This is a genomic window from Stieleria tagensis, from assembly GCF_024129865.1.
Lineage (GTDB): Bacteria > Planctomycetota > Planctomycetia > Pirellulales > Pirellulaceae > Stieleria > Stieleria tagensis.
In genome coordinates, this window is record NZ_JAMYFE010000091.1 from 25,547 (window position 1) to 50,110 (window position 24,564).

General features: G+C 56.8%; 15 protein-coding genes. 5 read left to right on the forward strand and 10 right to left on the reverse strand.

Features of this window, described 5'->3' with window-relative positions; genetic code table 11:
- Positions 1-9: 9 nt before the first annotated feature.
- From NHH03_RS20485 to NHH03_RS20495, 3 genes are read left to right on the forward strand one after another with little or no spacing between them, the layout of a single operon-like run.
- On the forward strand, positions 10-3,372 hold the full coding sequence (locus tag NHH03_RS20485; RefSeq protein WP_253159132.1) for an outer membrane protein assembly factor BamB family protein: 3,363 nt from the start codon (positions 10-12) through the stop codon (positions 3,370-3,372).
- Positions 3,369-5,741 (forward strand): ABC transporter substrate-binding protein, encoded by a 2,373-nt coding sequence (locus NHH03_RS20490; protein ID WP_253159134.1) that lies wholly within the window; start codon positions 3,369-3,371, stop codon positions 5,739-5,741. Before NHH03_RS20485 ends, NHH03_RS20490 begins: the two co-directional genes overlap by 4 nt.
- Positions 5,742-5,773: 32 nt before the next feature.
- Positions 5,774-7,609, forward strand: a complete 1,836-nt coding sequence (locus tag NHH03_RS20495) for a hypothetical protein (protein WP_253159136.1) — start codon at positions 5,774-5,776, stop codon at positions 7,607-7,609.
- Between the two features lie 38 nt (positions 7,610-7,647).
- Here NHH03_RS20495 and NHH03_RS20500 read toward each other — a convergent pair whose 3' ends face one another.
- The 10 genes from NHH03_RS20500 to NHH03_RS20545 all read right to left on the reverse strand — a co-directional run bounded on the left by NHH03_RS20500 (position 7,648) and on the right by NHH03_RS20545 (position 20,284).
- Entirely contained in the window at positions 7,648-8,829 is a 1,182-nt protein-coding gene (locus tag NHH03_RS20500; RefSeq protein WP_253159138.1) for a redoxin domain-containing protein, read from the reverse strand.
- Between the two features lie 61 nt (positions 8,830-8,890).
- Positions 8,891-9,091, reverse strand: a complete 201-nt coding sequence (gene hemP / locus NHH03_RS20505) for a hemin uptake protein HemP (RefSeq protein WP_253159140.1) — start codon at positions 9,089-9,091, stop codon at positions 8,891-8,893.
- On the reverse strand, positions 9,091-10,791 hold the full coding sequence (locus NHH03_RS20510; RefSeq protein WP_253159142.1) for a Kelch repeat-containing protein: 1,701 nt from the start codon (positions 10,789-10,791) through the stop codon (positions 9,091-9,093). The genes hemP and NHH03_RS20510 overlap by 1 nt, the downstream gene beginning before the upstream one ends.
- A gap of 60 nt (positions 10,792-10,851) precedes the next feature.
- The gene (locus NHH03_RS20515) at positions 10,852-11,280 is read right to left on the reverse strand and encodes a hypothetical protein (protein ID WP_253159144.1); all 429 of its coding nucleotides are present in this window, start codon (positions 11,278-11,280) and stop codon (positions 10,852-10,854) included.
- Positions 11,280-12,239, reverse strand: coding sequence for a DUF1559 domain-containing protein (locus NHH03_RS20520; protein ID WP_253159146.1), 960 nt, complete (start codon positions 12,237-12,239; stop codon positions 11,280-11,282). The genes NHH03_RS20515 and NHH03_RS20520 overlap by 1 nt, the downstream gene beginning before the upstream one ends.
- A gap of 35 nt (positions 12,240-12,274) precedes the next feature.
- The gene (locus NHH03_RS20525) at positions 12,275-12,502 is read right to left on the reverse strand and encodes a PEP-CTERM sorting domain-containing protein (RefSeq protein ID WP_253159148.1); all 228 of its coding nucleotides are present in this window, start codon (positions 12,500-12,502) and stop codon (positions 12,275-12,277) included.
- On the reverse strand, positions 12,471-13,088 hold the full coding sequence (locus NHH03_RS20530; RefSeq protein WP_253159150.1) for a hypothetical protein: 618 nt from the start codon (positions 13,086-13,088) through the stop codon (positions 12,471-12,473). The genes NHH03_RS20525 and NHH03_RS20530 overlap by 32 nt, the downstream gene beginning before the upstream one ends.
- Positions 13,089-13,329: 241 nt before the next feature.
- Positions 13,330-14,790 (reverse strand): DUF1501 domain-containing protein, encoded by a 1,461-nt coding sequence (locus tag NHH03_RS20535; protein ID WP_253159152.1) that lies wholly within the window; start codon positions 14,788-14,790, stop codon positions 13,330-13,332.
- A 74-nt stretch (positions 14,791-14,864) separates the two neighbouring features.
- The gene (locus NHH03_RS20540) at positions 14,865-18,329 is read right to left on the reverse strand and encodes a DUF1553 domain-containing protein (RefSeq protein WP_253159154.1); all 3,465 of its coding nucleotides are present in this window, start codon (positions 18,327-18,329) and stop codon (positions 14,865-14,867) included.
- Positions 18,330-18,718: 389 nt separating this feature from the next.
- Positions 18,719-20,284, reverse strand: a complete 1,566-nt coding sequence (locus tag NHH03_RS20545) for an arylsulfatase (protein WP_253159156.1) — start codon at positions 20,282-20,284, stop codon at positions 18,719-18,721.
- Positions 20,285-20,700: 416 nt separating this feature from the next.
- On the opposite strand from NHH03_RS20545, the gene NHH03_RS20550 reads away from it, so the two are divergent.
- Both NHH03_RS20550 and NHH03_RS20555 read left to right on the forward strand, forming a co-directional pair.
- Positions 20,701-21,444: a helix-turn-helix domain-containing protein gene (locus NHH03_RS20550; RefSeq protein WP_253159158.1), complete on the forward strand. Its 744-nt coding sequence runs from the start codon at positions 20,701-20,703 to the stop codon at positions 21,442-21,444.
- An 86-nt stretch (positions 21,445-21,530) separates the two neighbouring features.
- A complete protein-coding gene (locus NHH03_RS20555) occupies positions 21,531-24,464 on the forward strand; it encodes a PVC-type heme-binding CxxCH protein (protein ID WP_253159159.1) in 2,934 nt (977 codons plus the stop codon).
- The last annotated feature ends 100 nt before the right edge of the window (positions 24,465-24,564 follow it).

The window sequence follows — 24,564 nt, forward strand, 5'->3', positions numbered from 1 at the left end:
TAGATCACGATGCTTGCTAACGAACTGATTGACCAACTGGAACGACGCGGACTGTTGGACCAGGAGATCATCGAAGCTCTCCGCGAACAACTCGACCAAGGCGGCGCCGGCGTGACGCCCGAAGCTGTCGCCAAATTGTTGGTCGACAATGGCCAGTTGACTCGATTCCAAGCAACCAAGTTGATTGGTGAATTGCGTAGTGGCGAGTATGCCGATGAAACCACCATCGCGGCGGCCGAAATCGTCGAGGATGATTTGGCGGCCATTGATGGACATGACTTTGAACCGGTCGAAGTCGAAGCGGTCGAAGCCATCGCCGGAGACGATCCGTTTGCCGACACGTTTGGTTCTGCCCAAGCGGTTCCGGTCGAAGCGGTGGCGGTCGGCGGTGACGATCTGTCCTCCGCACCGGACCAGGATCGTCCGCGTGCCCGTCGGACCAAACCCGAACCCGATAAAAACCAATGGGACTCGTTCAAGGTCTATGGCTTTTTAGGCGTGATCGGGTTTCTGTTGCTCGCCGGCGCCGGCCTGTACTTCCTGCTGGCGCGTGGCAACTACGACGAACGAATCAAGATCGCAAACGAACTGTACGACCAGCAAAACTACACCGCCGCACAGGAACGTTATTTAGAGTTCCTAGATGCCTTTGGTAACAGCAATGAACACAGTTCACTTGCTCGCACACGCGTCACGATGACTGAATTGTATCGCGCCGAAGGGATGACGGATCCGACCTATGCCACCGAGCTGGCACAACAGAAATTGCCAGGCATCGAACAGGAAGAAGGACTCAACGAGGAACGCGGGAATCTGGCTGCGTTGTTGGTCAAAATCGCAGAGAACATTGCCGCCGAAGCGACTGAGAAATCCGAGACCACCGCCAAGCGTGAGCTGCTGGGGAAATTGGATGAACAAATCGCGCTGACCGAAAACCCGATGTACATGACCGGGGCAATGCGGACCACTTTGTCCGGTCGTTTGAAGGAGGTCGAGGAGGAACGAGGGCGGGTGTTGCGTGACATCACACGCAATGAACGCTTGGACGCATCGGTCGATGAAATGACCCAACTGCTGAATGACAAAAAGACCAAGGCGGCCTATGACGTTCGCTATGAATTGTTGCGAGACTTTCCCGAGTTGGGCGATAACGAGCGGCTGACGAAACTGATCGCACGGGCCAGTGCCATCCAGCAGGAACTGGTTGAAACGACAGCAAAATTGCCACAGTCGATTCCTCCGGCTTCCAGCGAAGGGCTGAAACCGATCGTGCTCAACGCGCGTAGCGGTCGTCGCGTCGCGGATTTGCGGAACGAAGTCATCTTTATCCAAACCAAGGGCAGCGTGCTGGCGTTCAATGGCGAAGACGGAACGTTGCTGTGGCGACGTTACGTAGGCGATTCGCTGGCTCATTCGCCGATCCGTTTGGACGAGGGCACCGCGGTGTTGCTAAGCGAATCGGCCGCTCTGGCGGTACAACGCAGTGACGGGCGCACGGGGGATGTCGATTGGCGTGTCGAGATCGGCGAACCGTTCAATCAACCTGTCGTCAGCCGCAACGAAGTTTTTCTGTCGACCAAATCCGGGCGATTGATTTCGATCGATGCCACCACCGGAGACGCCAAGTGGGCACAACAGATTCCCCAGAACTTGGAAGTCGGACCGGGCGTTGATTCACGTCGTTCGGTTGCCTATCTGCCGGGTGACCATAGCAATTTGTACGTTCTCAACAGCAATGATGGCAGCAGCATCGAAAGCTACTACGTCGGACACGCTGCGGGCACGATCGCCGTGCCACCGGCACCGTTGCTGGAACACTTGTTCGTGATCGAAAACAAGGGACCGGACTATTGCCTCGTCCACATCTTGGGTGTGGATGCCGATGGCGGTCAGGTGAAAAAGGTGCAAGACTCGATCCGAATGAGCGGCAACGTTGTGGTGCCACCGATCATTGCCGAACAACGTCGTCTGGTTGTGCTGACCGACTTGGGCGAAATCGCCGTGTTTGATGTCGAAGTGACCAGCGAAACGGACAAGGTATCGGTCGTCGCCAAACAGTTGGCCTCCTATAGCACTCCCACACTGACGCAAATGGCCGTCGGTCGCAGCCAGATGTGGACGACTGGTTCGCGAATCGGTCGTTATGAATTGCAAGTCAATCGTGGGCGTGTCGTTCCCGATTGGTTTAAAGACGAAGGCGACACGTTTGTCGGCCAACCGTTGGCGATTGGTGATGCCCTGGTGCACGCCCGACAGCTGCGCGGCACCACTGGCACGCGGGTGACCGCGGTGGATCCTAAAACCGGGGAAGAACTGTGGCGCAACGACATCGGTGCTCCGGTGGAAATGATCCGCCGGACGGACGCCGGCGTGCACGCGTTGACCAGCCAAGCGGCGCTGTATGCATTGGATGCCGGGGCGCTACAAAGTGGTGCCACGAGTGCCCCGATCGAAAACCGCGGCGGCGTGGGTGTGATCATGCGATTCGAAGACCCGTTGGCAATTGATGACCAACGCTGCGTGTTGGTCAATCAAGCCGGCGGCGAAGGCGGCCAGCAAGTTGCGGTGTACGATCCAACGCGAGCCAGCGAAAAACTTCGCTTGGTCAGTTTGAACGTGCTGTCCGGTTCACCGTCAGGGCGTGGACTGGTCGCCGGGGGCGGGTTGTTCCTGCCCTTGGACAATGGCCGCGCCGTTGTCATGAACTATGAAACCGGTTCGCAGTTCGGCACCCCGTTCCAACCGGTCAGCAATCCGGTGGATAAAGTCAGCTGGACCAATACGGTGCGTTTGCCCGACGATCCCGGACAGGTGGTGATCGCCGACAGTCGCAAGGGGCTGTATCGATTGCGTGTCGGTGATCGTATCAATCAACTCGCGACCGCTGAATTGCCCTCGGCCACGTTGGGCACGATTGCGGCGGTGGACACCACCCTGTTCGCAGCGATCAGCGGTCCGGCGGCTGACTTTGTGATCGGTCGTGATTTGGTGACACTAAAGGAAAAGTTCCAGACGCTGATGGACGGTCGCGTGATTTGGGGACCCGCCACCGCGGGCGACCAAGCGATTGTGCTAACGGATGATCAAGTTCTGCGAGGCGTGACCACCGACGGCAAGCAAACGTTCGCGATCCCGGTCCCTCAAGGCATTCCGGTCGGCGACGTGCTGGTTCACGACGGACAACTGATCGTTTCGGCGGACGCCGGTTGGATTGCCGTGATCGATCCGGCGGGCAACCAGTTGACCGGACTGCGTGAATTGGGCGAACCGCTATCGGCCACTCCGCTGGTGTTAAAAGATCGGTTGTTGGTTCCCGGCCAAGAAGGCGTCGTGTATGTGATTCCGATTCCCAGTGAGGTGAGCGGGCAATGAAACGAAATCAATTCCCCCACGTTCAAACGCGAACGGTTCTGCGGAGCTGTTTACTGGTCGTCGCATCATTTTGCGTCACGGGTGTTATCTGCCCACGCGCAGCGACGGCCCAGTTGTTGACCTATGCCGAGTCGGGGCAACCGGAAAATCCGGGGCTGGGACTGCTGCAGGAAGAACCGCACGACATCATTTATCTGACAGCCGCCTCTGGTGGCGGTTGGGCCAAAGTGCGTCTGCTGCCGATTCGCGAGATGCCCGCAAAGCCGTCTGGTTCATTGCGATTCGAAATCCTCGGTTTTGAAACCGACGAGTTCGCAGCCAAGTGGTCTGACATCGAACGCATCGACTTTTGGGAAAAACGTCTAGAACGCGAAACCGCCGATCGGATCGCGAAAAATGACTTTTCGGGCGCCTATCCCTTCTTGTCGATTTTGATTCGTGACTACCCAAATCGTCCCGGTTTGAAACAGCTGCGGACGAACTTTTTGTGGCGCAACGCGATCCAACGCGCCCAGGGAAAGCAGCGTGCCGAATCACTGGCAATGTTGGAAGAACTTCACCGCTACAATCCCCAATTTGAACAATCCGACGTTCTCAAGGCGATCAGCGCCACCACCGGCGCCCTGATGCAGTCGATGGTCGACGAAGGCGATTTGGACAATGCCCAACAACTATTGGCTCGCCTGAGAAACGACTACAAGAATTATGATCTGGCCGCGATCAGCAAATGGGATGGCGTCTTTTTGCAGATGGCAAACAAGAAACGTGCCGAAGCGATCGAAGCAGCACGTGCCAAAGACTATCGCACAGCGCGGCAATTGGCGCGGGAAAGTCTGTATCTGAAACCCGACATCGAAGGTGGCCGCGAGTTGGTTCGCAAGATCGACGAAATCTATCCGTTGGTTTCCGTCGGTGTGTTGCAATCGGCGCGTGTCTATGACCCCGTTCGTCTGGACAATTGGGCCGCCCGCCGAGCCGGACGCTTGCTGTATCGAAACCTGTTTGAAATCCAAGGTGCCGCACCCGAGGGTGGCGAATATGACTTCCTATTCGGCACCGCAGAAACGACACCTGATCGGTTGGGGTTGGATCTGATTTTGCAGACCGCGAAGCTGCCCAACCCGTTGAACAAGATCGAAGTCGATGTGTTGGCCGACCAATTGGCCCGGCGGACCGATCCGGATTCCGAGACCTATTTTTCGCCGTGGGCCGCCTCGGTGATTGGCATCGGAATCGATGGGCCCAGTCGAATCGAGACTGTCCTGCGGCGCCCCCACGTCCTGCCGACCTGTCTGTTGCAAATCAATGTCGACGCCAGCTGGTTCGGCGGTGAACAGGGAGGCCCGACTGGCGACTATCGAATCGATTCTGTGACGGACGAACTCACTCGATTTGTGTTGACCGATCAAGCTCGCCAAGCCAGCAAAGACAACAACAAACCACGTGAGATTGTCGAAGTCAAATGTACCTCTGGCAGCGAAGCGGTGTCGAAATTGCTGCAGGGTGAAATCGATGTGCTCGATCAGTTGTTCCCCGCCGACGCGATCGCGCTGAAGTCTCGACGCGATATCAAAGTCGTGCAGTACCCGTTGCCCACCATTCACATGTTGGTGCCTTGTTCGGACCATGCCTTTTTAGCGGACAAGAATTTTCGCCGGGCGTTACTGTACGGGATCAATCGCGAAGACATCTTGAAAGGCGAGCTGTTGGAGAACAAGGAATCCGAAGGGTGTCGTGTTTTGTCAGGCCCATTCCCGGCGGGGACCGGCGAAGACGATCCATTGGGCTATGCCTATGACACCTCGATTCTGCCGCGGCGTTTTGAACCCAGCCTGGCGCAGTTGTTGGTCGCACTCAGCAAAAATCTGAAAGAGGCCGAAGCGAAACGCAAGGATCAACCGGCACCGAAACTGCGGCCGCTGCGTTTGGCATTTCCGGCGGACAACCTGTCACGAGTTGCTTGTGAAGCGATCCGCAGTCAATGGGAATTGATCGGGCTGGAGGTCGAACTGGTTCAACTGCCAATCGGTCGCAGCTATCCCGATCCGGACACCGCCGACATCGTCTATGTCTCGGCGGCGATTTGGGAACCGATTATTGATGCCCGGCGATTGCTGGGGCCACGCGGGTTGGCAAAATGCGAAGACCAATTGATCGGGCTGGGCCTGCGACGCTTGGAAGAGGCGATGAATTGGCGCGAAGTCCGCGATCGCCTGTTGGTCCTGCACTCGATTTCGCACCATGAATTACCGGTGTTGCCGCTGTGGCAAATGGTCGATTCGTTTGCCTATCGCACCAACCTGACCGGAATGGGCAACCGGCTGGTGAACTTGTATCAAAATGCCGGAAATTGGAGATTGGAATTTTGAGTCGTTCTGTTACTCGTTTCCCGACTATCGAAATGACTCCGGCGCAAGTGCGGTTCGGGTCACTGTTGGTGGTTTCATTGTCTGTGTTGTTTTTATTTGCTGCCGGGCCGGCTTGGTCCCAATCCGATGCAGCGGATGATGGCGCGGATGTCTCCGAAACGGAGACCGTCGAAGAAGAAGCCGAACCGTGGGACTATTCTCCCTACCGGGTGTTGGTCTGGATCGCATCGCGTGACCCTCGTTACACCGCCGACACGCTGCGTGGACCGCTGCTGGAGTATCTCGATCGGGATTTCAATGCATTGTGGCGGACGACGATTCACGATGCCCCGCCGCCGGTCGCGACCGCGGCCTTTCGTTCGATGCATGAGTTGTCGTTCGATCGCATCACCGCGTCGGATCCTGTGATCGCCGTCAAACGCGACCACGAAGATGCGATTCGTATTCAATCAGTGCGAAGTTTGCCGGAGTATGTCAGCGCGGTTTCGGTCACCGAAGGATTGCGTACCGATGTTTTGCGTCGTGCCGAAGCCTATGGTGACATCACCCTGGGCGGCACCGATGCCAGGCTGAAAACATTTGCCGGCGATGCGTTCGCGCTCGCCCAAACGTGGAACAATGAATCAACCGAGGCGTTGCTGGTCACGCGTGGCCAGGCTGCGACGTTCGAAAAACCAGGCGCAAAGATTATCCCGTTGCCGATCACGGACCAAGTTGCCTCGGCCGTCGACCAGTACGACAAGGTTTACGTCGTTCGGGTTGATGACCGCCCCAATGGAGCAACCATTTCGGTGGCAGAATTAGAAACGCTGATGCGTGTCTTTGGTGCGCCGGTGACCGCACCGTTCACGTCCACCTTTGATGTTCACAACGTTGTCGGCTACGCGATCACCCAAGCGTTTTCACCGATGGTTCGGATCGACGATGCCGGACAACAAACGGCGACGGGAATGATCCGCGCTGCAAATCTGATCATGAATCCTGAGTCCCCTGCCAACGTGCCTGTCGGCAGCGTGTTGCAACCGATGATTCGGAAAGACGATCGCAATGGCAAACCGATCGCTGCTGGTCCGATCGATTGGGCCTATTTGATTGCGACCGAGCGCAAGGGACCAAACGTCGACATGGACTACTACTCCGGCATGGCCGGCGGATTACAAGGACGGAAAAACAAACGCACCTTTAAAATGGGCATGCTGTTGCGACCAGCCCAGGACGCCACACTGCTGCGGTTGCACGCCAAGGGACGCACTGATCTGCCGTTGATCGGGTACGAGTTGTACGAGCGTGAATTGCAAAGCAAAACCATGACGTTCGTGGGCCGAACGGATTGGGATGGGCGTTTGTCGATCACCAAGACCGAGGATCCACTGCGTCTGCTATACGTCAAAAACGGTGGTGCCGTTCTAGCTCGGTTACCGATGGTTCCCGGTCTAACCGAAATGGAGGTCGCCGATTTGGCCGGTGACGACATGCGGTTGCAGGCCGAGGCCTATGTGCGCGGCGTACAAAACGCGATCATCGATTTGGTCGCGCTGCGAAAGTTACTCTCGGCACGGATTCGGTTGCGGCTGAAGAATGGCGAAATGGAGGAAGCCGAATCGTTGCTCAACGCCCTGCGTGAACAGCCCACCAACGAAGTCTTGGCGAATGACATGGGTAAGAAGCAGGGCGCGTTCTTGAAAGAGATCGGGCGGAACCCCAATCAACGCCGCAAGGTCGACCTGATGTTCAAAGAGACACGGGAAATGCTGGGCAAGCAAATCAACCCGGCGATCATCCGTGAACTTGAAACCGATGTGGCCAGTGCCAAGGCCAACGGCGGTACCCTTCCCGAAGCACCTGAGGAAGAAGCCGCGGCTGAGTGATGACCGTGCGCCGTCGCGCTGACCCCATCCGGCTGATGTTAATACGTGTCTTTCATCACTTTCAGTAACACATCGAGCAGCTTGGATTCCTCCAGCAGGCCGTTGTGTCGATACACGACCTCGCCACCGGGTGCGACCAACACGGTGTGCGGTTCAGGGCCTTCCCACTGTGGATCGAGGGCTGCGATCAAGGCATCGATATCGGGATCGGTTAGCAAGTAGTTGTTCGATGTCCGCCCCTCAGCCTCAAGCGATGCGGCCAGACGCTTTGGCAGCACGGCTCGCTGAGCCGATAAATAGGCTTTCACTCGATCGCGGTTCTTGGGTAGGTCGGTGCTGATCGTGATCAGTTCGAAGGGGCGCAACCCCATTCGCCGTGACACCCGGATCAAGCCCGGGAATTCTTCGACACAGGGCACGCAGGTCGTCGACCAGACATTGAACAATCGGTACTTGTCGGTCTTGTTGGCGACCAGCTTGGCCAATCCCTGCGTGTCGATTTCGTCCAGCGTCACGTCGGCGGATTGCCAATTCAGTTCGTCCTGTTTGACCTGGCTGATTTTTTCCCGCCACTTCGTCGAACATCCAAACGGTTTGGTTTCGGGGACAGCGACCGGTTTTCCGGCCAGCAAGGCGAACACGGCGTCATGTGCCTCACGTGATTTGACCGTTTTCGGATCGGGATACCGCGAATTATCCAAGCGGCCTTTGTATCGCAGTTTGCGTTGGGCGTCGAAGATGAACACGTGGGGTGTTGCCAGGCAACCGTATTGCTTTGCCGTCCGTTGCGTTTCCCCATCGTACAAATAGGGGAAGGAAAACCCATGCGATTTGGCATAGGGTGCCATGTCTTCGAAACTGTCATCGAATTTGGAATAGCCCAGTTCATCGGGGCGCAGCCCGTCACCCGAGTTGGGATTGATGGCAACGATGTTGACGTCATCGCCATGGCCGGCGGCCTCGATCTCACCGACCAACTGCATGAACCGGGGATCATGAGCGTGACAGACCGGACAGTGATTCGACGTGAAATAGACGATCAACAGCTTGCTGCCGTCTAGATCTTTCAGCGTCCAATCGCGATCATCGATTCCCGGCAACTTAAAATCGGGCGCGGCATCACCGATTTCCAGTGTTTGCATTCCGGGAGGGAAATCGGCTGCGCGCCCCAGAGTGGACAGAGCAAGCACAAGTAGGGCAGCGGTCAAAAATCTTGGCATCGTGACAACCTCAACTGGCGAATCGGAAAACGACCGCCAAGCATTGTATCGCCTCGAACGCCTACTTGGTCAAAACGAGTTTGCCATGACGTGTTTTGCGAAGCCGGTACAGTTGCCCTTCATGTTCGATCCAGACTTCTGCCCCACATCGCGACAGATCGTCAAAGCGGATGACCTTCATTCCCAATGGGTGACGCCAGACGGTCTCCGGTTGGGTTTCGCTGGTGTCACTGCTCGGTTTTGATCGATCGTCCGCAGTCATCAATGATTGTCCGCCAGGTCGATGGCATCAATCGCTGTGAATTTACCGATCTCCATGTTGGCACCGCCGATCAGCAGCAATTGCTTTTCGCCACGCGGCAACATCCGATGAAAAAATCGCGGCGGGTCGATTGCCGCAATCGTCGTCCACCGATCACCGCTTGGATCTAAGCGATGTACAAATCCATCCATCGTGCTGACGTACAAGTGCCCGCCGGTTGCAAAAGACGACGAACCGAATCCGGACATCCCGCTGCCAGGGATCGAAGGGCCCTGTGTCCAGGTGTCATCATCGGGGGAATAAACGTCGACGCGGGTCGTCGGTTTGTTGTCCGGTTGCATTCCACCGATCACAAACAATTTGCCTTGGTGGGCTGCCACGCTCACGGCGCGGCGTTGGAAGGGTGGCTGTGCCGTCGGTTGCCAGTTGGCCGATGGGTCGCTTAAGTCCAATGAGTAAGCCGATTGGTGCCACTGGTTTTCTTGGTCACCACTCATCTTCCAACCGCCAAAGACATACACGCGGTCACCCAAAACAGCTGCATCGGTTGACGAGCGTCCTTCCGGGAGTGGGGCAAGATCGGTCCATTGATCGGTCTTGGGATTGAAACTGGCAACTGCGGTTTGTGAATGCAGATCATGATCCTGGCCGGGTTCGTTGCGTGCGGTGAATCCGCCGATCCGAATGAGTTGATCTTGATAGGCAACCAATGCCAAACCTTGAAGCAACGGGCCAGTGGATCGAGTTTGCCAGGCAGTGTCGTCATTCGAATTGAGCTTTAGGCTCCACAGACGGTCCGACTGTTCCTGCGACGAATACGAATGGGCATTGCCGGTGTGGCCGCCGTAAACAAACAATTCATCGCCAGCGACTGCGGCACCGAAACTGGTCAATTCCTCGGGCAGATCGGGCAACCCGGCGGGTTTGATGGAGGCGCCGCTGTTGACATCGACCTGCGGCTTTTTCGCTGCTGGTTTGCTCACTCCGGGCTCCGAGGGTTTGCCAATGCGAAAGGTTGCCGTCAAGTAGTCGGTGGTACCGCCGTACGCTTCGCCTTGGTATTTGCCGGGGGCGTCTTCGTCGGACCAGCCCACCAGCAGGGCGTTCAATCCGGGGGAGAGTTTGTCGGCGGCAAACGTCACGGTGCCTGCTTCGTCGGTCTGTTGATCGTCCGCTTCCTGTCCCTGATGATCGAACAGTTTGACATCGGTTTTAGCAAGTGGTTTGCCGTCACGTAGCACATTGACCGTCAACGATCCGTCAGCGGTTTGTTGGATCACTGTTTGAAGCGCGGCGTTTTCGCGGGGTTGCGTCGGCCAGTTGGCGGGATCGGATTGTGGCAGGTGTTCGACGTGATAGGTCAGTTTGGTGCCGTGGTACAAACCGTAGGTCACACTGCCCGTGATTTTCGCTTTGGAATCAACCGGTGCGGCGCTTTGCAATCCCACCAAATTTTCCAGCTCAACCGGTTTCATCTCGATTGCCGGCGCCGTTCCATCGCTGTGCAATTCAATGGAATGAATCGTTTTGGGCATCGGATAGGTGTGATCCTCGCCCGATTCACCGAACCAGACTTCGGCGTGCCCCTGGGCATTGGTTGCCAGCCAAGCGAAGTGTGCGTGCGCCGTGCTGCCGGCAATGAGGACAAGTGCAGTCAATGCTGCAGCGGCAACCGTTAGCCGTTTCCAAATTCGTGACATGAGTGGTAACTCGTCGATTGTTGGGGGAAGTGAAGCGGAGTGGATGGAAGGGGGGAATTATCAGCGTGCCAAAAAGCGAACTGCAAATTCCAAGGGATTGTCGTCGTCGGGCGTCAGGTGGCATTTCAGTTGACTATCGCCGTCAAAGGCGGGGTCGATCACGGCACTCGGCGGTGGCAATTCGTAGCCGGCGGTTGCAGGGATCGATGCCCGGATCTCCGCCGGAATCATGGACACGCGCGCGCGATAGTCGCCGCCATGTAAACCCGCGCTGGCATCGATTTCGAAGCGACCGCCCAAGACGGGAACGGACGCATTCGGACCGGTTGTTTCATTGATCGGTTCCAAGGTCAGGACGGCCCCCGAGAGTGGTTGGCCGTCGACGGTGACCGTCCCGGTCGTGGTAACGCCCGGCCGAGCCGACGGCGTGCATCCTAGCAAGGGTAGGACTGTGACGATCCCTAGCAGGCATCGTAGCAAGCTGGTCATCACCAGGGCTCCGGATTGATCTGTTGGTGATCATTGCGTGCGGCCAGACGCTGCAGAATGACTGCATCGACCGATTCAGTCAGCATCCGAACACTGCCGTCGCTTAATGTGAATTGGACGCCGCCTGGATGTGGGCCACGAAAGGATTCGTAGGACGGAATATCGAACAGCGAGATGCGATTGGCGTTGAATTGGCCAAACACCGATGCCGTGGAATGATACGGATAGCTGACCGCCCATTTCCCTGCGCTCTCACCGCTCGCTCCCGGATAGGGAAAGGGCAACGACGAGGTGTCGCGAAATTGGACGCCGTATTCACCGAGCAACAGAGTATTGGACGTGCCGTCAGCCGCTGAAATGTCGGCGATGGTGACACCGCTCAACCACGACTCGGCTGACGGAATCCCCCCCGTGATGCGTTCGCCACGAAACACGTTCATGGAATCAATGATGGCGCCGTCGTGCATTTGATTGCGGTATTTTTTCGTTCCTGTCGAAACGGCGTAGCTCGAATAGCCTCGCGGTGCATCCGACGTGTCGGGCAACGACATCGAGGGACAGCGATGCACGGCCGGTGTGTTCTTGGCTGCGGCTTCGTTGCTGGGCGCCTCGCCATCCAAGTTAAAATCAAAGTCTTCGTAGCGGGCCGTTTCTTCGTGGTACGGCAACAGCGCAACCCAGGCCGTCAACCCGGCACGATTGACCGGTTGGCCTTGAGCACTGCTTACGCGGATTCCTAATACCGATGGCGGCAAACTACGCTGGACGGTGTTGTAATTGTGCATTGCCAATCCGAATTGTTTCAGATTGTTGCTGCATGACATTCGCCGCGCCGCCTCACGAGCCGCTTGCACACCGGGCAATAGCAATCCGACCAGAATGCCGATGATCGCGATGACCACCAGCAATTCGATTAAGGTGAACCCAAGTGGATCGCGTCGGTTTGGTTTGGCGTTCATAGCGCTGTCTTGTGCTTTGAAATAGGAAGCGTCGACTAGGTAGTGATGGACCGTGGAGCGACCGATTGACGCCGCCGCGATCGTCGGCACAGCAGTCCGCCGGCGGCAATCGCCAAAAACGCCAATCCGCTCGGTTCGGGTACGGCGCTGGGCGAGACAAACGCCATCGATTGCGTGAAACTATCAACGCGAAAATTGTCGATCGACATACTGTTGGCAGCGGCCATGAAATCAACGCGGTATTCGTCCTGCGACGCATTCAAGTCCCACATCGCTAGATAGATAACTGACTGCGTCACCGCCAAACGTACCACCCAGCGAGGTGCGCTCGGTCTCGACCGCAAACGTCGGCGCGACCGTGCCGGTGGTGGCCGCTGAGGGGCTCAACAGAATCGAGCTGTAGTCGAGTTCTGATCCCAGCGTATCGAACTGCACCACGATTCGAGTGAAGTTGCCGCCGGATGTGCCCGAGCGAACGGTGGTGTAGGCGTCGGTCAGGAACGACGAACTGTCGCCTGGACCAAACAGACCACCATAGGCGTTGCCGCTGGACGCCAAAGATTGATCCGATTCGAATGTCAGCGAGTGGTTCGTTGGGCCAGCGTTGAAGCTGCTCTGTGACGCCGGTGAGGTTCCGGCCGGCAGAAATCCGGGGGACGTGCCACCCGGAAAATCGTCGAAACGTTGCCATGACGCGTAGGTGCTGTGCGTCTGGGATTCATTCCAGGTGAAGATTTCGCCGGCGACACCGGGGACCGAATCACCAGGCACCACGATGGCTGCCGAAAGGTCGTGACAAACACCGACCGCAAGTCCGATCACGACAGCAAATAACAACCTGACACGCATAGAACTGATCATCCAACAAGGAAACGGGATGCCCAATCACCGCACAATGCGATGTGGTGCATAGCTTCGTTTCTTGCTAGCTGGCTCACAGTGACCAAGGTCCCGGTGGTGCGACGATCGCACCGGCTCGAGCCCGGAAAGTGCCTGGCTTGCTACACTTTGAAAGCTAATGAGAATGTATCTCAATAGCAAAGAAGGTTAGCCACAACGATCAGTGGTGTAAACCCTTCGCGGCAAAGATTTACGACAACAGGTCTTTGACGACGTGTCCGTGGACGTCTGTCAGTCGGAAATCACGGCCTTGGAAGCGATAGGTCAGGCGTTCGTGGTCGAAACCCAACTGGTGCAGGATGGTCGCTTGCAAATCATGCACGTGGACCGGGTTTTCAGCGACTCCGAATCCCAATTCGTCGGACTGGCCGTACTCAAAGCCGCTTTTCATCCCGCCGCCGGCCATCCACATGGTGAACGTGTCTGGATAGTGGTCACGGCCCAGGATCTTGCTCTTGGCCGTGCGGCCTTCGCGGAACGGGGTGCGACCAAATTCGCCCCCCCAGACCACCAGCGTGTCCTCCAGCAATCCGCGCCGTTTCAGGTCCCGGATCAGCGCCGCGATGGGTTTGTCCATCGAGGCGCATTTTTGCGTCAGGCCATCGGTGATGCCGGTGTCAGCGCCTGTGCCGTGAAAGTCCCATCCCCAATCGAACAGCTGGACGAACCGCACACCCGATTCAACCAATCGTCGGGCGAGCAGGCAGTTGTTGGCCAGACTAGATCCGCCTGGCGTGGCGCCGTATTCGTCGAGCGTCTGTTGGGATTCGGCCGAGATGTCCATCACTTCGGGGACCGAGGTTTGCATCCGGTAGGCCAGTTCGTACTGGGAGATGCGGGTCAGTGTTTCGGGGTGCCCCATCTGGTCGGCTTGCATCTGATTCAAATCGGCCAATGCATCGAGTGTCGCCCGTCGCAGCTTGCGGTCCATGCCGGGCGGGTCCGAGGAATACAGCACGGGATCGCCTTGGGAACGACACTGAACGCCTTGATAGACCGATGGCAGAAATCCGCTACCGAACGAATTTTTGCCGCCGTTGGGCTGCACACCGCTGGAGATCAACACCACAAAGCCGGGCAGGTTTTCGTTCTCACTGCCGAGTCCATAGGTCACCCAGGAACCCATCGACGGACGTCCGCTGCGGGGTGATCCGGTGTAAACCAACAGCTCGGCGGGAGCGTGATTGAATTGGTCGGTGTACATCGAATGCACCACACACATTTCGTCTGCGATGTCATGGAAGTGCGGAATCGCATCCGACATCCACATCCCATTTTGGCCGACCTGCTTCCATTTGCGCGGCGATCCCATCAGTTTGGGAGTGCCGGAGGTGAAGGCGAATTCACGGCCTTCTAAGAACTGGTCGGGACAATCTTGATCGCTGCGTTTGATCAGTTCGGGTTTGTAATCGAACAGGTCCAAGTTCGGCGGCGAACCGGTCATGTGCAAATAGATCACCCGTTTTGCTTTGGCCGCAAATTGCGGCGGCCGTGCCGCCAGCGGGTTATTCTGGGTTGCCGATGGTGCGGCCACCCCAGCCGATGGATCCGCCATCAGCGCGGCGAGCGCCATCCCGCCGACTCCGGCAGTGGATTGCTGTAGAAAGTGACGGCGTGTGTTTTGGTGAATGCGGGTGAGTCGAGGATCCATGTCGGCGGCTCTCAAAGGAGGCGGGAGCTGATTGCGGGTGGCGGTGCGAAAGACGGTTCGGATTTTGTGAGCGGTCAACGCTTCATCAACATTTCGTCCAGATTCAAAATGACATTGCCGACGACCGTCCAGGCGGCATATTCGATCGGATCAGCCCCCGCGGGCAATTTGCCGATCGGGTCGGTTGCCAGTTTGACGGCCTGGTCCGGTGATTGCTCAAACGCCTCCCGGGTGCGAACCACCAACTGTTCCAAACGCTCGGTTTCTTGATCGTCCGGATCGCGGATCAACGCGGTGTGAAACGCATAGCGAATGCGTTGTTCCGCTGTGTCGCCGGTTGCGATGATGTTCCGTGCAAACGCTTGAGCGGTTTCGACATAGACCGGATCGTTTAGAGTGACCAACGCTTGCAGAGGCGTGTTGGTACGGATCCGCCGGACGGTACAGACCTCGCGATTGGGCGCATCAAACTGGGCCATCGAGGGATACGGGCTACTGCGTCGCCAGGTCGTGTACAACCCGCGGCGAAAACGGTCCTCGCCCTTGCTGGTTTTCCAGTCGGTGGCGGAACCAAACGCAGCCTTCAATCCCAGTTCTGGTTGTGGCGGATTGACCGGCGGTCCCAGTCGTTTGTCGCTCAGCAGGCCGCTGACAAACAAGGCTTGATCACGCACCATTTCCGCAGACACGCGAAACCGAGGCCCACGGGCAAGTAACCGATTCGCCGGGTCAACATCAACCCGTTCGGCTGTGGTGACACTGCTTTGCCGATAGGTCGCTGACATCACGATCGATTTAATCAACTGCTTGATGTCCCAGCCGCTCTCACGAAATTCCACGGCCAACCAGTCCAGCAATTCCGGATGCGAAGGCAGTTCACCTTGCGAGCCGAATTCTTCGCTGGTTTCAACGATCCCGATTCCAAACAGTTGTTCCCAGTGGCGGTTGGCAATCACACGCGCCGTCAGCGGGTTGTCGGGGCTGATCAACCACCTTGCCAAATCCAGTCGGTCTGGATCGTCGGCATGTTCGATCGGGTGGAACACCGCCGGAGTACCCTCGGTCACCGTGTCACCAGTGCTTTGGTAATTGCCGCGAATCTGGATCTTGGTCACACGATGATCTTTGTCCGGCAACTGCCGCATGATCGGAACACTTGTGACCGGTTTCATGTTCTGCAGTTCTGCTCGCAGGGATTCCAGTTTGATGCGCTGGGGTTCCAGCGCCGGAGCGATCGTGCGGAAGTATTGATCGACAGCCGCCACATCCTGGTCGCTCCATTGTTCAGGCCGCCGGGCAACGATTTCTTGCATCGGCTGCGGCAGGTCTGCCCAGCGTGTCAGTTGGTCGTCGCAGCTGATCTGTAATCGAAAGTGATCGAGCAAATGATTCTTGTGCACCGATTGCTGTTCGATGGAGACGGTCAAATAGCCTGGGTCGGCTGGTGTCGGCGTTTCCAGCAACAACGTCAATTGATGCGGCTTGCCCTGCTCTGGCGAAACGGCCCAGCCTGTTTTTAGATCGGCAGGGCTGACAATCACGCTGGAAGCCGGAAAACCCTGTTGCTGGAAATCAGCCGATGCGGAACGGAATCGGATTTGCCGCACACCGGAGGTGGATTCCGAGTAGCGTTTTTGGCCACGTTGTTCGGGTTGTCGGCTCCAGACAACGTTTCGCTGTTCGTCCAATAGGGAAATTTTGAATCCATCCAGCCGATCGAGAATGCTTTGATTGCCGTCGGTGCGATTCCAAATCACCAGTTCGTCGATCGGCCGAGTGGTTTTTAAATCAAGTTCGACCCAGGGATCGGATTGTTGGCTGGTGTGCTGGACGGATTGATGGTGGTAGTCACCGTCGGTGTTGCCATCGTTGACCCTTGCGGCGATCGCATCGCTGTAGGTCGAACTTTGCGTAGCCACGGCATCGAGAGCCAAGTTTTGTTGGTTGCCAAAAACTTGGATCTCCGCCAAATGCAGATGCTTTGCTTTGCCGGGCAATTCGATGCGGACGAAACGCGCCGGTGTCGGGGACGATTCGGTCGGCGTCCAATGGGCGTGAATTTGGGTCACCACGAAATTGTCGGCTTGGTCAGCCGATGTCTGCAATCGCAGGCCTGTGACCGATTGTGAATCGGTTGGGATTTGCAACTGGTAGGTGTCACCGTCAACGGGGGCCGAGTCTTTGCCGGTGATCCATTTGTCGGCGTCGATTTGCAAGTCGCGTTTTGCAGCGATGATTTTGCTGGTGGCTGTCGTCCACACTGGCGGCGTGGTGAATCCCGCCAACCACTGCTTGCGTTGCTGGTCGACTTGTGGCGAGGGTTGTTTGATCTGGTTTTCCAATGCGGCGATCTGCTGGGGCAGTTCTTTCTGCAGTTGTTTTTGTGACTCGCTCCAAACCTTCAGCAGTGGGCTTTCATCACGCCGATCGGCATCTTCGGTGCTATTAAAAAATGCAAAGAAGCTAAAGTAGTCCTCGTGAGTGATCGGGTCGTATTTGTGGGTGTGGCATTGGGCGCAGGCCATGGTGGTGCCCATCCAAACCGCCATCGTGGTGTTGACTCGATCGACGACGGCGACGTTGCGAAATTCTTCGTCGTTGGTGCCGCCTTCATTGTTGGTCATCGTGTTGCGATGAAAGGCGGTGGCGATCAATTGATCGTCGCTGGGGTTGGGCAACAAGTCACCGGCGATCTGTTCGATCGTGAATTGATCAAACGGCATGTTTTGGTTGATCGCGTTGATCACGTAATCGCGATAGGCCCAGATCGTTCGCGGTGGGTCGTCTGCATAGCCGGCCGAGTCGGCATAGCGGGCCAGATCCAGCCAGACACGTGCCCAGCGTTCGCCGAACGCCGGCTGGCTCAACAGGGAATCGACGTAGGTTTCGTAGGCGTTGTCGGTTGGATCGTTGACAAACGTTTGGGCTTGTTCCCAGGTCGGCGGCAGCCCGGTTAGATCGATCGCGACCCGCCGGGCCAAGGTCAATCGATCCGCCGCCGGGGTCGGTTGCAATCCCGCCGATTCCATCTTGGCCAACGTGAATCGATCGATCGCGCCACGCGGCCAATCCTGGTCGACAACCGTTGGCAGTTCAGGCCGAACGGGAACTTGATAGGACCAGTGTTTTGCATATTGGCCACCCTGATTGATCCAACGACGCAGCAGTTCGATCTCGGCTGGCGTCATCGGTTTGCCTTTGCCCGCCGGCGGCATCCGCATGTCTTCGTCGTCGCTGGTGATCCGCAACATCAATTCGCTGGCTTCGGCATCGCCGGGGACGACCGCCGCATAGCCGCCCAAATCCTCGTGCGCCCCCGAGGGGGTATCAAGCCGCAATCCGGCCGCCCGTTCGTTCTCGTCCGGGCCGTGACAGGTCACGCATTTTCCAAACAGCAGTGTTCGAATGTCGCGATTGAAATCGACGGTCGGTTCAGCAGAAACGGCAAGCGTTGAAAACAACGCGATTCCAGCCAGCGAGACGGCTAGTCGGGCCGACGACAGACGTTTGTCGAATTTCCAGCAGCAAGAGGGAAGCATAAAACGCATCAGCGGGGGGGTGGGCGTGGAATGGCAGGCGAGCATCATCACTAGATTGTAGCTGCATTTCGGTCGATTGAGACCGGCGATTTGTAGCAGCATCAATGCGACTTTTGAGTGGTTTTCCTCGCGACACGTTGATAGTCAGAAACGTGAGCGAGAGTGTGGAAAACCTGCCAGTGGTCCGTCGCGGGGATTTCAGGTGCCACCCTGGGGGGCCGAACGAAACTCTCGGCGGATGCCTGCAATCCGCCGAGAGAGAAAAGTCGTCCAACGCCTAAAGGGTGACGCGGCAATTGGTGCGCCAACCAAGTCGCTCAGGAGAGCGCGTAGGCAGCGTCTTCACTGTCAAATACACAAACAATGTACTTACTCATACTTCTTCGATCCTAGTTGCGAGGGTATTCCAGGGTTTCCAGTTTCTTGAGAATGTCCTCTGTTTTGAGCGACTGGTAGTTGATGCCTGCCGCGTTCAGGCTAGCGCCGGCTTGAAAGGGGTAATCTTTGAATGTGCTCATAAACTCTTTGATGTAGTCTTGAGCAGGAACCATGACCCACATGTTGTCGGCATACCAACGCCAGTAGCCCATCGTGGCTCGCTTCCACATCTGTTCGTAGGGATCCGCTTTCAGATTGATGTAGAGCGGCCAGTTCGGGACTTGGCGAACGCCATCAGCGATGTTGCCATTGACGACTGCAAAGTGGATCTTCCAGTCTTGGACACGGATCGCGTTGAGTTCACCGCCCTGGCCAAAGTAGAAGTATTCCTTGCGCGGGCTCTCCTCGGTTTCTCCCTTGAAAAACGGCATGAAATTGTAGCCGTCGGGATGGACCTTGAACTCGCGACCGTTGGCCGTGTAGCCCTCTTTCAACTTTTCGACGACATCTGGAACGCCGGCGGCGCCCAGGAAGGTGGGCATCCAGTCTTCCTGGGAGATGATGTTGTTGTAAATCGTTCCTGGTTTGATGACACCTGGCCAGCGAACGAGCATTGGCACGCGGTGGCCGCCTTCCCAGGTCGTTCCTTTTTCACCGTAGAACGGGGTCACGCCGCCATCGGGCCAAGTGAAGGGTTCGGCACCGTTGTCCGTGCTGTAGACAACGATCGTATTTTCGTCGATGCCGAGGTCCTCTAGTTTTTGCAGGACTTTGCCGACGTAGTCGTCGTGCTCGACCATCCCGTCTGGATAGAGCCCGATTCCGGTGCGACCTTTCGATTCTTCTTTCAAGTGCGTGAAGACGTGCATCCGAGTCGTGTTGTACCAAAGAAACACAGGTTTTTCGGACTCAACGCTTCGCTCCAGAAAGTCCATTGCGTGGGTGTGGACTTCTTCGTCAATCGTTTCCATGCGCTTGCTGGTCAGCGGGCCGGTGTCGCTCACACGGCCGTCGCTATGTGAATGAATGACTCCCCGCGGACCGTACTTTTTGCGGAACTCGGGATTCTTTGGGTAGTAGTATCCCTCGGGTTCTTCTTCGGCGTTGAGGTGATACAGATTCCCAAAGAATTCATCAAAGCCATGTTTCGTCGGCAGGTGTTTGTCTTGGTCACCCAAGTGGTTTTTGCCAAATTGGCCGGTTGCATAGCCCTGATCTTTCAACAGATCGGCGATGGTGGGCGTCCAGTCGGGAATCCCGTGGTCGCTGCCCGGCATGCCGATGGTTAACAAACCCGTTCGGAACGGATGCTGCCCCAAGATGAATGCGGCGCGACCAGCGGTGCAACTCTGTTGTGCATAGGCATCGGTAAAGAACGCTCCTTCATTGGCGATCCGGTCGATGTTCGGCGTTCGATACCCCATGATGCCATGGTTGTACTTGCTGATGTTATGCACACCAATGTCGTCACCCCAGATCACGACAATGTTTGGTTTGTCCGCAGCCTGGGCGAGTGGAATCGACGCGACAGCAATGATTGTCATCGCCGCGAAGAGGAGTTGTGGTCGAAATTTCATGTGGCGTTTCCAAGGTGTAGTCGTGGGAAGGAATCGAATGACGAACTCGGTAGCCATGGATTTTTGGTCGATCGCTAGGTGAGCCCGGTGACACTGCGGGGAATTATTCTGGGTGGTAAACCCGCATCGGGTTTCGAATCACGTAAAATATCGATCTTCGGTTTGAGACTGAATTAAATGTGCACATTCCGCCAGGCAACGAGATGGCCCCGATTAACAGACATCAATCGTTACAGACTTTCGAGCCTGAGTGTCTGTTTCAGGCGGTGAGTGCCAGCGGGTTTGAACATCGACTGCTGTGCGGTGGTCACTTCACAGGTCAACTTGACCGAGTGGTTCTCCCGCATTGCCGTCTCGACCGGGGACACTATTCACTTCCTTGTTTCGCGATCGGGGCCGTGCCTGAGGGCTGGCTCATGATCGGCTTGACACCCTGTCCTGTCCGTCCGGCGTGGGTCAATGGATATGAACTTGATGACACACACATCCAGTTCTATGCCGAAGGCAGCACGTTGGACTATCGCAGTTCTCCCGCCTCACCTTGGTACGCACTGCAGTTTCGTCGCGAACAACTGCAGCGACACGCTTTAATGCAATCTTCGCAAGAACTTCGTCTGCCGCTTCGGGGCACGACCAATCTGCGAGTCCCGAAACCGTCGGTCAATTCGCTACGCGCGGTAGCCGCCTCGATCCTCCAAATCGCAGCAACGCTGTGCCCGTCGGAACTGGTTGCAGTGGCCTCTCGCTTGGAGAGGCAATTGTTCGAATCGGTAGACGCCGTGCTCCGCTTGGCCACCGAATCCGAAGGGCAGCAGGTTTGGTGCGATTGCGGCGAACGTTCGTTGGTACGCTGTATCGAGACCCAACTAACCGAACGATTGAAAGAACCGTTTCGCATGGCAACGCTGTGTGCCCGAACTGGAATGAGTCAGCGATCGATTGAACGCAAAGTAAAAAAGGTCTACGGCATTTCGCCGCGTCGCTTGTTTTTGGTCACCCAAATGAACCAAATTCGCAAGGAATTGCTGGCCATGGAGCACGGTGAATCGACCGTCGAACAGGTCGCCCACAAATGGGGAGTGACCAGTCTTGGCCGGTTCGCAGGACGCTATCGCAACCTATTCGGTGAAAGACCCTTTGAAACGCTGATTCGAAATTAAACGCTCGGGATGACGCGATCGCCGCGTATTGCTCATCTCCCACGCCTCCTCCCCCTCTCTCCTCCTCCTGCCCAAGATTCTGCGACGTGAACGTTCGATACTCCATTCCACCGACTGCCGTTCGTTTTGTCGCCGGTTTAGTTTTTGCCACAATTCCCTGGGCGAGCGCAACGGCGTTGGGCGACGATTTTCCAGTCGTGTTCAATAACGAAAGCACTTCGGATGCCCAGCCGATGCCGGCCGAACAAGCCGCTGCGACGATGCAGTTGCCGGATGGGTTTTCGGCCACCGTTTTCGCCAGTGAACCCGAGGTGCAAAACCCGATCGCGATGGCTTGGGATGATCGCCAGCGGATGTGGGTTGCCGAAAACTACACCTACTCCGATCGCACCCAGCACTTCGACCTGTCGCTGCGCGATCGAGTGATCATCTTGGATGACAGTGATGGCGATGGAAAAGCGGATTCGCGCAAGGTGTTCACCGACCAGGTGCAAATGCTGACCAGTGTCGAACTCGGGCGCGGCGGCGTCTGGTTGATGTGTCCCCCACAGTTATTGTTCATACCCGATGCCGACCAAGACGATGTGCCGGACGGTCCGCCCCAAGTCGTCTTGGATGGGTTCACCGTTGCCGACAGTAACTATCACAATTTTGCCAACGGTTTGCGGTGGGGGCCTGATGGTTGGTTGTATGGGCGCTGCGGGCACTCGTGTCCTGGGAATCTTGGCGTGCCGGGCACACCCGATACGCAGCGAATCCCGATCAGTGGCGGGATCTGGCGTTATCACCCCGACCGTCAAACCGTCGAAGTCCTGTGTCACGGCACGGTGAACCCCTGGGGACATGACTGGGACGCCAACGGTGAATTGTTTTTCATCAACACCGTCATCGGTCACCTGTGGCACTGTATCTCCGGCGCCCATTTCAAGGAGTCCTTTGGCGACAGCGCGAATCCATTGGTCTACGATCGCATCGATATGATTGCCGACCATTATCACTACGACCGCACCGGCACCTGGCAGGCGAGTCGTGACGGAGCGGCCAACAGTCTCGGTGGCGGTCACGCACACATCGGGATGATGATTTATCAATCGGATCGTTGGCCCCAAAACTATCGGAACAAATTGTTCACGTTGAACATGCACGGATTGCGTGCCAACGTGGAACGCATCAGGCGGCAAGGCGCCGGATATGTGGCTAGCCATGAACCTGATTTTCTGATCGCGGAAGATCCCTTTTTTCGCGGCATCGAAATCAATGTTGGTCCCGATGGTGATGTCTATGTGTTGGACTGGAGTGATACCGGGGAATGCCATGATCACACCGGCGTTCATCGCACCAGCGGACGTGTTTACAAAATCAGTTTTGATGCCGGCCAACCGTCCACGCGTCCATTCAGTAAACCAGCCTGCCTGAGTGGTGAAAGCGGTTTGGCACAACTCTGGCGTGACTACCAATCTGGCGCGACCACCCCCGAACAACTTCGAAGCCGATTGCAGGACCCCGACGAACATGTCCGCGTTTGGGCGATTCGTTTGCTCACCGATCATTGGCCAATCGACACCCTGCACGGACCACTGCCCGACGCCACCTATCCAGACGATCCGCAAACGCGGCAGGCCCTGATCAACATCGCTCGCAACGATTCGTCCGGATTGGTGCTGATGGGATTGGCATCGACGCTACAACGATTGCCATTGCAATATCGCGCCGAACTGGCGACCGAGTTGGTTCGGCGTCAGGAATTTGCCCATGACCGAGACCTGCCCGCGCTGGTGTGGTACGGACTGATGCCATTGGTCGGCCATGATCCCGCGGCTTTGGTTGCGGTTGGAAAGCAATGCAGGTTACCATCGACACTCAAATCGATCACTCGCGGAGTCGCCAGCCAAGTCGAGTCCCATCCGGGCACGCTGGATGATTTATTGGCCGCCGCGATTGAGATGCCGCCGGCGTTGCAAGCGAGTGTTTTGGCGGGCATGTCGGATGCGTTTCGTGGCTGGTTGAAAGTTTCGATGCCAAACACTTGGCCACAGTTTTCCCAGACAGTAGCAGCCCTGGATCGCCCCGACACCACGCGCCAGCTGAATCTGTTGTTTGGCGATGGAAGAGCCGTCGAGGAACTGCGCGAACTAGCGCTGTCGTCCAAGGAGGGTTTGCAAACGCGACAATCAGCGCTGCGGACCTTGATCGATGCTCGCCCGGATGATTTGCGCCAAATCTGTGAAAAACTACTCGGCCAACGCGGGCTCAATGCCACAGCAGCTCAAGGCCTGGCGTTGTTTGACGATCCCGCGATTGGCCAAAAACTTGCCAAGACCTATCGTCGTTTCCAATCCGATGATCGACCTGGCGTGATCGAAATTCTAGTTTCACGCCCGAGTTTCGCAGCCGGGTTGCTGGATCAGATGGGCGCTGATCGCGACGCAATCCCGCGCGATGACATCACTGCGTTTCATGCGCGGCAGATTTTAAGTCTGGGCGACGACGGCTTGCGAGACAAGCTCGGTCAAGTCTGGGGGACACTGCGTGATTCACCCACCGACCGACGGGATGCCATCAAAACGACCAAAGACCGGCTAACACCTGAACTGCTCGCCGAGGCTGATTTGTCTGCCGGACGCGCCCTGTTCAAGAAAACGTGTGCGCAGTGTCACCGGTTGTTTGGCGAAGGAGAGAAAATTGGTCCTGACCTGACCGGCGCCCAGCGGGCCAGTTTGGACTACCTGTTGGAGAACATCTTGGATCCCAGCGCCGTGGTCGGCAAAGACTATCGGATGACGATCGTGTTGACCGACGACGGACGCGTGTTGAATGGACTGGTGGTGTCAAAGAACGACAAAACCATGGTCATTCAAACCCAGTCGCGACAGGAAACGCTGCCGCTGGAATCCATCGACCAGATCAATGAAACGACGCTATCGCCGATGCCCGATGGATTGCTGACCACACTGTCACCCGAACAAATTCGGGATCTGATCGCCTATCTGATGAGCCCCACCCAAGTGCCGCTCAATTGAATTCTCTCTTGGTAGCTGGGCCCGCCAGGGTTCAGTCCAATACCCACAAACGGTGGCTGGCAACAATTGGAAAACTTGCGGCGAAGATTTTGACTCTGGT

Excerpts from the sequence above, each read along its gene's own strand:
- NHH03_RS20485 (WP_253159132.1), top strand. The coding sequence starts at position 10 with ATGCTTGCTAACGAACTGATTGACCAACTGGAACGACGCGGACTGTTG.
- NHH03_RS20530 (WP_253159150.1), bottom strand. The coding sequence starts at position 13,088 with ATGCGTGTCAGGTTGTTATTTGCTGTCGTGATCGGACTTGCGGTCGGT.
- NHH03_RS20545 (WP_253159156.1), bottom strand. The coding sequence starts at position 20,284 with ATGAAATTTCGACCACAACTCCTCTTCGCGGCGATGACAATCATTGCT.
- NHH03_RS20520 (WP_253159146.1), bottom strand. The coding sequence starts at position 12,239 with ATGAACGCCAAACCAAACCGACGCGATCCACTTGGGTTCACCTTAATC.
- NHH03_RS20490 (WP_253159134.1), top strand. The coding sequence starts at position 3,369 with ATGAAACGAAATCAATTCCCCCACGTTCAAACGCGAACGGTTCTGCGG.
- NHH03_RS20540 (WP_253159154.1), bottom strand. The coding sequence starts at position 18,329 with ATGCTTCCCTCTTGCTGCTGGAAATTCGACAAACGTCTGTCGTCGGCC.
- NHH03_RS20535 (WP_253159152.1), bottom strand. The coding sequence starts at position 14,790 with ATGGATCCTCGACTCACCCGCATTCACCAAAACACACGCCGTCACTTT.
- hemP (WP_253159140.1), bottom strand. The coding sequence starts at position 9,091 with ATGACTGCGGACGATCGATCAAAACCGAGCAGTGACACCAGCGAAACC.
- NHH03_RS20550 (WP_253159158.1), top strand. The coding sequence starts at position 20,701 with ATGATCGGCTTGACACCCTGTCCTGTCCGTCCGGCGTGGGTCAATGGA.
- NHH03_RS20495 (WP_253159136.1), top strand. The coding sequence starts at position 5,774 with ATGACTCCGGCGCAAGTGCGGTTCGGGTCACTGTTGGTGGTTTCATTG.
- NHH03_RS20510 (WP_253159142.1), bottom strand. The coding sequence starts at position 10,791 with ATGTCACGAATTTGGAAACGGCTAACGGTTGCCGCTGCAGCATTGACT.
- NHH03_RS20515 (WP_253159144.1), bottom strand. The coding sequence starts at position 11,280 with ATGACCAGCTTGCTACGATGCCTGCTAGGGATCGTCACAGTCCTACCC.
- NHH03_RS20500 (WP_253159138.1), bottom strand. The coding sequence starts at position 8,829 with ATGCCAAGATTTTTGACCGCTGCCCTACTTGTGCTTGCTCTGTCCACT.